General features: G+C 39.6%; 9 protein-coding genes, 2 tRNA genes and 2 pseudogenes. 4 read left to right on the top strand and 9 right to left on the bottom strand.

Going from position 1 to position 11,024, the window contains the following annotated elements:
• Window positions 1–47: 47 nt before the first annotated feature.
• From era to CYO89_RS06145, 6 genes are all read right to left on the bottom strand, one after another.
• Window positions 48–917 carry a GTPase Era gene (gene era, locus CYO89_RS06170; protein ID WP_103597580.1) on the bottom strand — a complete coding sequence of 290 codons (870 nt, stop codon included), beginning with the start codon at window positions 915–917 and terminating at the stop codon, window positions 48–50.
• The gene (hslU, locus tag CYO89_RS06165; RefSeq protein WP_012001741.1) at window positions 914–2,236 is read right to left on the bottom strand and encodes an HslU--HslV peptidase ATPase subunit; all 1,323 of its coding nucleotides are present in this window, start codon (window positions 2,234–2,236) and stop codon (window positions 914–916) included. The genes era and hslU overlap by 4 nt, the downstream gene beginning before the upstream one ends.
• Window positions 2,237–2,244: 8 nt before the next feature.
• Window positions 2,245–2,778, bottom strand: coding sequence for an ATP-dependent protease subunit HslV (gene hslV / locus CYO89_RS06160; RefSeq protein ID WP_002940451.1), 534 nt, complete (start codon window positions 2,776–2,778; stop codon window positions 2,245–2,247).
• On the bottom strand, window positions 2,779–3,225 hold the full coding sequence (gene rplI, locus CYO89_RS06155; RefSeq protein ID WP_087583215.1) for a 50S ribosomal protein L9: 447 nt from the start codon (window positions 3,223–3,225) through the stop codon (window positions 2,779–2,781).
• 23 nt (window positions 3,226–3,248) lie between these two features.
• A complete protein-coding gene (locus CYO89_RS06150) occupies window positions 3,249–4,472 on the bottom strand; it encodes an argininosuccinate synthase (RefSeq protein ID WP_103597578.1) in 1,224 nt (407 codons plus the stop codon).
• Between the two features lie 182 nt (window positions 4,473–4,654).
• The gene (locus CYO89_RS06145) at window positions 4,655–6,193 is read right to left on the bottom strand and encodes an inorganic phosphate transporter (protein ID WP_103597576.1); all 1,539 of its coding nucleotides are present in this window, start codon (window positions 6,191–6,193) and stop codon (window positions 4,655–4,657) included.
• 130 nt (window positions 6,194–6,323) lie between these two features.
• On the opposite strand from CYO89_RS06145, the gene CYO89_RS06140 reads away from it, so the two are divergent.
• The 4 genes from CYO89_RS06140 (at window position 6,324) to CYO89_RS06125 (ending at window position 8,060) form a co-directional block, all read left to right on the top strand.
• Entirely contained in the window at window positions 6,324–7,226 is a 903-nt protein-coding gene (locus CYO89_RS06140) for a disulfide bond formation protein DsbA (protein ID WP_103597574.1), read from the top strand.
• Between the two features lie 30 nt (window positions 7,227–7,256).
• Window positions 7,257–7,688: a GatB/YqeY domain-containing protein gene (locus CYO89_RS06135; protein WP_009293851.1), complete on the top strand. Its 432-nt coding sequence runs from the start codon at window positions 7,257–7,259 to the stop codon at window positions 7,686–7,688.
• A gap of 195 nt (window positions 7,689–7,883) precedes the next feature.
• Window positions 7,884–7,958: transfer RNA gene (locus tag CYO89_RS06130), tRNA-Gln, on the top strand.
• A gap of 27 nt (window positions 7,959–7,985) precedes the next feature.
• Window positions 7,986–8,060 (top strand) — tRNA-Met (locus CYO89_RS06125).
• 47 nt (window positions 8,061–8,107) lie between these two features.
• On the opposite strand, the gene CYO89_RS06120 is transcribed toward CYO89_RS06125, so the two are convergent.
• From CYO89_RS06120 to CYO89_RS10740, 3 genes and pseudogenes are all read right to left on the bottom strand, one after another.
• Entirely contained in the window at window positions 8,108–8,734 is a 627-nt protein-coding gene (locus CYO89_RS06120; RefSeq protein WP_258032541.1) for a tyrosine-type recombinase/integrase, read from the bottom strand.
• A 135-nt stretch (window positions 8,735–8,869) separates the two neighbouring features.
• Window positions 8,870–10,333 (bottom strand): annotated as a pseudogene (locus CYO89_RS06115) (DNA translocase FtsK); the annotation flags it as partial.
• 273 nt (window positions 10,334–10,606) lie between these two features.
• Window positions 10,607–10,963 (bottom strand): annotated as a pseudogene (locus tag CYO89_RS10740) (DNA translocase FtsK 4TM domain-containing protein); the annotation flags it as partial.
• Window positions 10,964–11,024 lie beyond the last annotated feature (61 nt).

The raw sequence follows: 11,024 nt of genomic DNA, 5'->3' as shown, positions 1-11,024 counted from the left end.
TTCCTAAACGCTTATATTGGGTATTTTAATATCTTTAAAATAAAAAATCAATAGCCGATTATCTGATTTAGGCTCTTTTCTTCTTTGCTCCAGCCTTTTTTAACGACTACATCGAGCTTTAGAAAGACCTTTGAGTTTGTTAAATTTTGTATTAACTTTCTTGCAAAAATTCCTATTCTTTTAATAGTTTCACCATTTTTTCCGATGATCATGCTTTTGTGGATGTCACGCTCCGTGATGATACTCGCATAAATTTCAGTTATACCTGTTTTTTCTTTTACGCTTTTTATGATCGCATCGCTAAGATATGGGATCTCATCGCTTAAATTTTCATAGATCGCTTCAAGTATAAATTCTCTAAAAATTTCTTTTTCATTTGTCGGTGTGAGAAATTCTGGATCATAAAAGTACTCATGCTCTGGCAAAAGCTTGCAAATTTCATCAAGAAGCGGCTTTTTATAGGTAGGCTGTTTGGTGCTAAAAGTAAGCAAAGCTGCAAATTTATCTTGAAATTTCTGATACTTGGTGATCTTTTCTAAGACTTTAGCATTTGAGCTCTCATCGACTTTTGTTAGCACTAAGATGTGTGGTTTTTCAGGATTTAAAGCTAGAAATTTCTCGTAGTCGCTTGTATCATCATGGATAGGCGCTAAAAATACGATGAGATCGCAGTCTCCCATCGATTTTATAGCTTGGCTGATTAACAGTTGATTTATCGCCTTGTTGCTCTCGTGAAGCCCTGGCGTGTCGGTGAAGATGATCTGATCTTCACCGTTCATAACTATGCCATTTATCTTTCTGCGAGTTGCGTTTTGCTTGTGCGAGACAATGGCGATCTTTTCGTTTAATAAGGCATTTAAAAACGAGCTTTTGCCAGCATTCGTGCGTCCTATGATGCTAACAAAGCCCGATTTCAAAGTATGTACCTCGCTAGATCTTGATCCTCAACCACGTCTTTTAAGCGCTCTTTTACAAGCTCTTTTGTGACATTTATCTTTTCGCCACTCTTTTCGCTAGCCTCAAAGCTGATATCTTCTATCACGCGCTCGATCACCGTGTGAAGGCGTCTAGCACCGATGTCTTCCATCTTTTCATTTGCTGCGTGAGCTATCCTAGCTATCTCTTTTATCGCTTCATCGTCAAATTCTAGCTCGACATTTTCAGTTGAAAGAAGTGCGATATATTGTTTTAAAAGCGAATTTTTTGGCTGGGTTAAAATTTGATAAAGCGCGTCCTCATCAAGGCTATCAAGTTCGACTCTTAGTGGAAAACGGCCTTGAAGCTCAGGGATGAGATCACTTGGCTTGCTTATATGAAAGGCGCCAGCTGCGATAAATAAAATGTGATCTGTCTTTAAATTTCCAAATTTAGTATTAACATTTGAGCCCTCAACGATAGGTAGCAAGTCTCTTTGCACGCCTTCTTTGCTAGGATCTTGCCTATTTGAGCTACCTGAGCCAACAGCTACTTTATCGATCTCATCTATAAAGATGATGCCTTCGTTTTCAGCTCTTCTTAAAGCCTCTGTTTTTACGCTCTCAAGGTCTAAAATTTTATCATTTGCTTCGCTTTGAAGGGCTTTTTTAGCGTCTTTTACCTTCATCTCTTTTTTGATGTTCTTGCCACCGATGCCAATTATCTTGATAAAGCTCTCTTGCATCTGAGCCATGTCAGGTGGCACGTTTGAGCCAGCTTCAAGTGGGTTTTGCTGCACCTCGATCTCGATACTTAGCTCATCAAGCTCGCCATTTCTTAGCCTATTTAGCATCTTGTCATAGCTCTTAGCGTACTCTGCTTGTTTCTCTTCGCTAGCACCTTTTGGAAGTGGCGGAAGTAGCTTTGAGACGATCTTTTCTTCGATGTAGGCATTTATCTTATCTTGATTTTTCTCACTTTGCTCGTTTTTTACGAGATTATATGAAGCCATAGCAAGGTCTCTTACCATGCTCTCAACGTCACGACCAACAAAGCCAACCTCGGTATATTTGCTGGCCTCGACCTTTATAAATGGCAGCCCCATCATCTTTGAAAGTCGCCTTGCGATCTCAGTTTTACCAACGCCAGTTGAGCCGATCATCAAGATATTTTTTGGCATGATGTCATCTTGTAAGCTCTTTTCAAGCTTCATGCGGCGGTAGCGGTTGCGAAGTGCGATCGCTATGATCTTTTTGGCGTCCTTTTGACCGATCACATAGTCATCTAAAAATTTAACAATTTCTCTTGGTGTTAAGTTCATTTTCTCTCTTATTCTAAAACATAAGTTTTGATGTTTGTATTTGTATAGATGCAAATTTCGCCAGCGATCTTGAGGCTCTCTTTGACTAGCTCCTCTTCGTCGATATCAGCAAATTTATCTAAGGCACGGGCCGCTGAAAGGGCGTAGTTGCCGCCGCTTCCGATAGCTGCTATCTTACCATCTTCTGGCTCAACAACATCTCCAGTGCCACTAAGTAAGAAAATTTTATCCCTATCAAGCACAAGCATCATCGCTTCAAGCTTTCTTAGATACTTGTCTTTGCGCCACTCTTTGCTAAATTCTATCACCGCCTTTAGCAAGTCCCCCTTTGTATGCTCTAAATTTTTCTCAAACATATCAAAGAGGTTAAACGCATCAGCAGTGCTGCCAGCAAAGCCAGCTAGGACTTTGCCGTTATGAATTTTGCGGATTTTTACGGCGTTGCCCTTTAAGACGGTGTTGCCAAAGCTAACCTGCCCGTCGCCGCCGATGACCGCTTTATTTTTGCCTTTGTAGGCTAAGATGGTTGTCGCATGAAACATCTACTCTCCTTGCACATCAACCTTTAAGGTCGCATTTATAGAGTGTCCAAGCTTTATAGAGACGTCATAAAGACCAACTGTTTTTAGGTGAGTGTCTAGGTCGATAGCCTTTTTCTCAACCACCAAATGATGCGTCTTTTCAAGCTCTGCTGCGATCTCCTCTTTTGAAACTGAGCCAAAAAGAGAGCCATTTGCGCCAAGAGTTTTCTTGACGACGACTGTCACTTTTGAAAGCTCTTCTTTAAGCTTTTCTAAATTTGCGATCTCATATTTTAGCTCTTCAGCCTTTCTCTTTTGAGCTGCTTCGTATTGACGAAGGACATCTGGAGTGGCAGCTTTTGCAAAGCCTTTGCCGATTAAGAAGTTGTTGCCGTAGCCGTCTTTTACCTCTTTTATCTCGCCAGCTTTACCAAGTCCTTTTACATCTTTTATTAATAATACTTTCATTTTTATCCTTTTAAATTTTATTTTTAGTCAAATTTTCGCCCATTTTTGCGTGCGATGATGAAACGAAGCGCATTTAGTTTGATAAATCCAGCTGCATCTTTTTGATCATAAACACTATCTTCTTCAAATGTGCAGTATGCCTCGCTAAATAGATTATCATCTTTACTGCTTCTGCCAAGGATGGTTACATTGCCTTTATAAAGCTCAACTTTTACAGAGCCATTTACGTGCTCTTGGCTCTTGTCGATAAGAGCTTGGAGCATATTTCGCTCAGGTGACCACCAGTAGCCGTTGTAGATTAGCTCGGCATATTTTGGCATGATCTCATCTTTTAAGTGAGCTGCACCGCGGTCAAGTGTGATGCTCTCTATCGCTCTGTGAGCTTTTAGCATTATCGTGCCGCCAGGAGTTTCGTAGCAGCCACGGCTCTTCATACCAACTGAGCGGTTTTCTACGATGTCTAGTCTGCCGATGCCATGTTTTGCGCCAAGGCGGTTTAGCTCGGTTAAAATTTCAGCTGGGCTCATTTTTTTGCCGTTTATACTCACTGGGTCACCTTTTTCATAGCCTATCTCAATGATCTCGCTCTTATCTGGAGCATCTTTTGGACTTACTGTCCATCTCCACATATCATCTTCTGGTGCGTGGCTTGGGTCTTCAAGCACTAGGCCCTCATAGCTTATGTGAAGCAAATTTGCATCCATTGAGTATGGGCTCTTGCCTGGTTTTTTGGTGATGTCTATGCCGTTTTTCTCAGCGTATGCCAAAAGTTTTTCACGGCTGTTTAAATCCCACTCGCGCCATGGAGCGATGATAGTTAGGTTGTCGCCAAGTGCGTAGTAGCCAAGCTCAAAGCGAACTTGGTCATTGCCTTTGCCTGTTGCTCCGTGGCTCACACCATCAGCGCCAACAAGTCTTGCGATCTCGCTTTGGCGTTTTGCTATAAGTGGGCGCGCGATTGATGTACCAAGTAGATACTCGCCCTCATAGATTGCATTTGCTCTAAACATTGGAAATACATAATCACGTACAAATTCTTCTCTTAAATCTTCTATAAAAATATTTTCAGGTTTTACACCAAGTGCTAGGGCTTTTTTACGTGCAGGCTCTAGTTCTTCACCTTGTCCGATGTCAGCTGTAAATGTGACTACTTCGCATTTGTATTCGTCTTGAAGCCACTTTAAAATAATACTTGTGTCAAGTCCGCCTGAGTATGCTAAAACAACTTTTTTTACATCTTTTTTCATAGCTGTCCTTTTGTTGAAATGGTCGTATTTTAGCCTAAATTGATTAATCTTTAATAAATTAATCTATTAAATAATGTAAGTAAAATTTTACTTTTCTAATAGTTTTTTATCCGTAGAAATTAGAAATTTTAGTTTAAATGAAATTTGCTTGCAAATTTTAAATTTACAAGCAAAGTGTTTTTCTAAACGCCTAGAAATTTAGCAAGAGCAAAATAAAATATAGCCGATGATATCGCAGCCGCAGGTAGTGTGATGAGCCAAGCTAGGATGATAGGTCTTACCATTTTCCAGTTTGCATTTTTATTTACGATGCCGATGCCCAAAACCGCGCCTATTAGGATATGCGTCGAGCTAACTGGTATGCCAAGCTTTGTAGCTAGAAGTATGACGATACTTGAGGCAAGCTCTGCGCTAAAGCCAGTCGTAGGTAAAATTTCGGCTAGTTTTGAGCCGATAGTAGTGATCACCTCTTTGCCTAAAAACCAAAGTCCAACGACAAGCGAGATGCCAAAGGTTACCATTGCGATGCTAGGTATCGGCGAGCTTTCGTTTATAGAGCCAGTTTTTAGCACATCAAGCACAGCAGCAAATGGTCCAACTGCATTTGCGATGTCGTTTGCGCCGTGTGAAAATGCAAAAGATGAAGCGGTAAAAATTTGAAACCATGAGAAAATTCTATTGATGCTCTTTTCGCTGTCGTTTTTACTCATGACGTTTATAATAGCAAGGCTTGCAAGATACGCTAGAGCTCCGATGACGAAGATGATCCAGACTGTTTGGATGATGCTAAAGGCTAAATTTATGTGTTCAAGCCCTTTAAAAAGCATCATTGATGAGATGACCATTGCGGCAAACCCAGCGATGATCGGGATGTGCTTTTTCATCGCTTTAAAGGTATCTATCTCTTTTTCGCTATCTTTCATGATGCGAATTTTTGAGCGGTACTCGCTGTATTCAGTGGTTTCGATCTCGTCCTCGTCGATAACTGCTATCTTTGAAAGAGTGGCTATCTGCTCCTCAGCTGGCTTTGTTTTAAGCGCTTTTATGAAGCTTTCTTTATAGGCTTTTCTCTCAGCTTTTAACGCTTTTAAATTTGTCTTTAGCTCGTGTGTTGGCTCGATTATTTTGCTTTTTACATAGCCAAATATAATGTAAGACATCACGCCGCCAAGCAGTGGCGAGATGACCCAGCTAACGGCGATCCTTCCGATCTCACCCCAAGAGACCATATTAAATGGCTCTGGATCTTTTATCATAAATCCCATAGCAAGTCCTGCACCAACGATGCCACCAACTATCGAGTGAGTGGTCGAGACTGGCAGACCTTTTTTAGAGGCATAAAATAGCCAAAGACCTGAGCTTAGAAGGGCTGAGATCATAATGATGACAAATTTCATCGGGTTTAGATCGCTTGGAAATTTCACGATCTCGTTTCTAATCGTATTTGTAACCTCAGATCCTGCAAATATCGCGCCGCTAAGCTCAAAAATGGCGGCGATTACAAGAGCTTGTTTTAGTGTGAGTGTTTTTGCGCCGACGCTTGTGCCAAAGCTGTTTGCAACGTCATTTCCGCCAATATTAAACGCCATAAAAAGACCAAACATGCCAGCGATCAAGAATAAAAAGTAGTTATTTACCGGGATGTATTGATAGCCCCAAACGAAAAATCCAACGCTGCAAATCGCAAAAATAACTAACGCCAAGAAGTTATCTCGAAGCAATCAAGCCCCCTTGTAAGAGTTTTTAACAAAATTATATCTTGAAAATTATTAAAGTTTTTAGAATTTTCTCACTTTAAATGATACTAAATTATCATATGTTAGAATTTGGCAAAAATATTAAGGATAAATTTTGGTTATAGCGATCGATCTTGGCTCAAATACCTTTCGCGTGGCGCTTATAAAAAAAGAGCAAAATGGCTTTAGCAACGAGCAAATTTATGAAAAGATAGTTGGAGCTGCAAGGGGCTTAAACGAAAGTGGCAAGATAGGTTTGGAGGCTAAAAATAGGCTTTTTGAGGCGATAGCGGAGGCTAAAAGCAAATTTGACTTTGCCAAATTTAAGTGCGTGGCAGTCGCGACTGAGGCTTTTAGAGTGGCATCAAATAGCGAAGAAATTTTTGGCGAGATAAGAGAGAAATTTGGCATAAATTTTCATATCATTGACGGGCAAGCTGAAGCAAAACTTACATTTTTAGGCGTGCAAAATGCTTTAAGAAAGCTTGGCATAAATGATAAATTTAGCATCATCGACATCGGCGGTGCAAGCTCCGAGATAGGCGAAGAGGGAAAATTTATAAGCTTTAAATTTGGCATCATCACATTTTACGAGAGGTTTAAGATGCTTGATCTGATGCAAGAAAATGCAAAAATTTATACAAAAGAGGCAAGGGAATTTCTAACAAGTCTTGACAATAGACTTATCGTGCTAACTTCTGGTGTGCCGACCACCATCGCAGCGCTAAAGCTTGGGCTAAACTACGAGAGCTATGATCCAAAAAAAGTGAGTGGATATGAGCTTAAAAATGACGATCTTGCTTGGTTTGTAAATGAGCTTTTAAAGATGGATGACAAAAGCGCTGACGTGGCGGTTGGAAGAAGTAGAAAGTATCCGCTCATCGCTGGAACGCTGCTTTTAGAGGAGCTACTAAACGGGCAAAAAGCGAAATTTATAGTTATCGACGATGGGCTTAGAGAGGGCGTTGGGGCGGCTTATTTAAAAGGCATATTTCAAGAAATTATCACAAAATTTTAGTTATTATTTCAAAAATTTAAAGGAGAGAAAATGAGCATAAGAGAGCAAATTTTAGCCGATATAAAAGAGGCTATGAAGGCAAAAGATGAGTTTAAAAGAGACACCTTAAGGACGCTAAATGCAGCACTTAAGCAGGTTGAAGTCGATCAAAGGATCGAGATGACCGACGAGGTCGTGCTACCTCTACTTCAAAAAGAGATCAAAAAGAGAGCTGACTCGGTTGAGCTCTATCTAAAGGGAGCAAGAGAGGATCTCGCCAAAAAAGAGCAGAGCGAGATCGAGCTGATCAAGGCATATCTACCAGCTCAGCTAAGTGATGATGAGCTAAAAGAGAAGATAAAAAGCATAATTGAAAAGGTTGGTAAAAATTTAGGCGCTGTGATGAAAATGGCAAAAGATGAGATCGGAGCGAGCGCTGAAGCAAAACGCATAAGCATGATCGCAAAAGAGCTTTTGGCATAAAACTAGATAAACCCATGTAAATTTTCGCATGGGTTTTAAAAGCTATAATTAAATTTTATATGCTATAAAAGTATTTTGTTTATTTTTAAATTTTAAAAAAGCTACTTTGAAAAAATAAAATAAATTTACATATTTTTTTAAAAAAACCTTGACAAATGGCATTAAAGTCTATATAATTACAACTCTTAAAAACATTGGGGTATCGCCAAGCGGTAAGGCAACTGGTTTTGGTCCAGTCATTCAGAGGTTCGAATCCTCTTACCCCATCCACTTTTAAAAATCCCAAACAACTCTTATCGCGGAGTAGAGCAGTGGTAGCTCGTCGGGCTCATAACCCGAAGGTCGGCGGTTCAAATCCGTCCTCCGCAACCAAATAACGATTTTATCGGCACTACAAGACACTTTTTAAAACGCTTAAATTAAACTGAAATTGAATTAAGTAAAATTTCGATAGTTTCTTGAGATTTTTTGATGTTTGCAGTAATATATTTTTGAGTAGTAATTATATTTGTATGCCCTAATGTAAATGATACTTGCTCAATAGGAATTTTAAGATAATTAATTGAGTATGTGCCTATTAAATGCCTAATATCATGTAATCTTATCTTTGGAAGATTATTTCTTTTAAGAAGCGAAGCCCAGCTTTTACGTAAATCTTTAAATTTATCATCAGTCATAGGATTGATAAATACATAATCATTTAGACGTTTTTGCTCTTTGGCTACTATATACCTTTTATATAGCCTAGAATATAGCTCATCGCTCATCTTATAGATCATATCTCTTTTAGCCTTATTGATTTTAAAGGGGATAGTATAAGTTCTTGTTTTAAAATTTATATCACTAAATTTAAGGCTTAATACTTCATTTTTACGCCTGCCGTGAAGTAAGAAAAAGAATATATCAGAGTTATCATCAGTGTTTTCGCAAATAGCTTTTATAAAACGTTTTTGAATAGATATAGGATAATCAAAGTATCTTTTATTGTCAAATTTTGGAAGCTCTATAAAGTCACAAGGATTTTTATTTATTAGCTCCAGCTTCATACCTAGTTTAAAGATAACTTTGTGAGTTTTTTTAAAATGCTTTTTATATATAAGAGTATTATAGAGGCATTGCCAAGCAACACAGTATTCAAATTTATAAGTAAATTTGAATACCTTTTAGTCGTCAAAACATTTTTAAACTAAAATTTCCCTCTGGCCTTTTGCGTTTACTGGGCTTAAAACGCCCATTTTTTCCATCTGTTCGATTATATTTGCAGCTTTGTTGTAGCCTATTTTTAAGCGTCTTTGTAGGTAGCTGATCGATGTTTTTTGCTCGCTTAAGATGATCTCTTTTGCCTCTTCATAAAGCTCATCAAGCTCTTCTTCACCTAACGCACCAGCAGCTGGGCCTGCACTAGAGCCCTCTTCTGCTAAGAATTTCTCATCATAGATCACGTCTTGCTGCTCTTTTAAGAAATTTACGATCGTCTCGATCTCTTTTTCACTAGCAAATGGCGCATGCAGTCTGATCACTCCAGGGCTTCCAGGAGGCGTAAATAACATGTCCCCACGCCCTAGTAAGCTCTCAGCACCCATTTGGTCTAAGATGACCTTACTATCGATCCTCTGCCCTACTCTATAGCTTATCCTGCTTGGTAAATTTGCCTTGATAAGACCGGTCACGACGTCGACACTTGGGCGCTGGGTCGCCACTATCAAGTGTATGCCACTAGCCCTTGCCATCTGCGCTAGACGGCCTATGTAAAGCTCCACATCCTTGCCGCTAGTCATCATAAGATCGGCTAGCTCATCGATGATCACGACTATGTATGGAAACTGCTCGCCGCCCTCACTCTTCATCTTTTCGTTGTAGCTCTCTATATTTTTTGTGCGAGTTTGGCTCATTATCTTATATCTTCGCTCCATCTCAGCGACCATGTTTGAAAGCGCTGTGATCGCCTTTTTAGCCTCTGTGATAACCGGTGTCAAAAGGTGCGGGATGTCATTATATATGCTAAACTCAAGCATCTTTGGATCTATCATCATTAAGCGCAAAGTTTGTGGGCTATTTCTATAAAGCAAGCTTAAAAGCATAGCATTTATACCCACACTCTTGCCCGATCCAGTTGTACCTGCGATTAGTAAATGTGGGAGCTTTTTAAGGTCAGTCACAAAAGGAGCACCCACGATATCCTTGCCAAGAGCCATAGTTAGCGGGCTGCTAGCATTTTTAAATATCTCACTCTCTAAAATTTCTTTTAGATAGATCGTCTCTAAATTTTGATTTGGCACCTCGATACCAACGACATCCTTGCCAGGGATCGGCGCTTGGATACGGATCGTTTGAGCCTTTAGTGCCATAGCTAGGTCATCTTGCAAAGTGAGAATTTTACTCACCTTGATGTGTGGGGCTGGGCGAAATTCAAATGTCGTGACGATAGGGCCAGTGTAAGTTCGCACCACGTCGCCATCTATTTTAAATTTACGCAGTTTGTCGAGTAAATTTGAAATTTGCTGATCGATCTCGGCTTCATTTATATTGTGCGAGCGCTTTGGAGGGTCGTTTAGAAATTTAAGCGGTGGCAAGACAAAGTCTTTTGGCTTTTCGACCTTGCCGCGCTCTATCTGATCAAGAAGTTTTTTGTTTTCAGCCACTTCGTTTAAAATTTCAACCCCGCTTATAGTTGCAGGTCTGCTCTCTTGTGCCGGCTCCATCTCTGGCTCTGGCTCACTCTCTAAATTTGGCTCGTCGTCATTTAGCACCTGAGCGTCTATAAGCTCTTCTTCTCTTATATCTTCGGCTTTTGGCTTTTTGCGCTCTATCTTTGGTATCTGCTTTGCCCTTACCTCTTTTACGCCTCTGCTTTTTTCTTCATAGCTATTTGGCTCTTTATCTACAAAAGCCTTTCTTAAAACGATGATAAAATTTTCTCTAAAAGCAAGCCCAAGAGAGATGATAAATATCATAAGTATAGCAACCGCAGTGCCGATAGCGCCGATGACTTCTTTTAGCGCTGAGACTATAAAGCCACCTATCACGCCGCTATTTGCTCCAGAAGTGGTTAGCGCTTGAAACATCAAAAATGCGATAAAAAATAGAAAAATCCCAACCACAAACTGAGCAAAATCAAAGTCAAATTTCTTAAAATTTTTATATACAAAATAGCCTAGAACGATAAGTAAAAATGGATAAACATAGGCGATAAGTCCAAAATATTTAATATTAAAAACACCAAGACTTTGTCCAAGTGAGCCTACAAAATCAGCAGTCGGAGCAGCCGTAGCGATGCCAAAATATACAAAAAAACAAACAAAAATAGTAAATAATATATGTCTTAAAATTTTAGAT

The sequence above is a fragment of the Campylobacter concisus genome, from assembly GCF_002913765.1.
In the GTDB taxonomy this organism is placed as follows: Bacteria; Campylobacterota; Campylobacteria; order Campylobacterales; family Campylobacteraceae; genus Campylobacter_A; species Campylobacter_A concisus_BB.
This window is presented reverse-complemented; position numbering and strand designations above follow the sequence as displayed.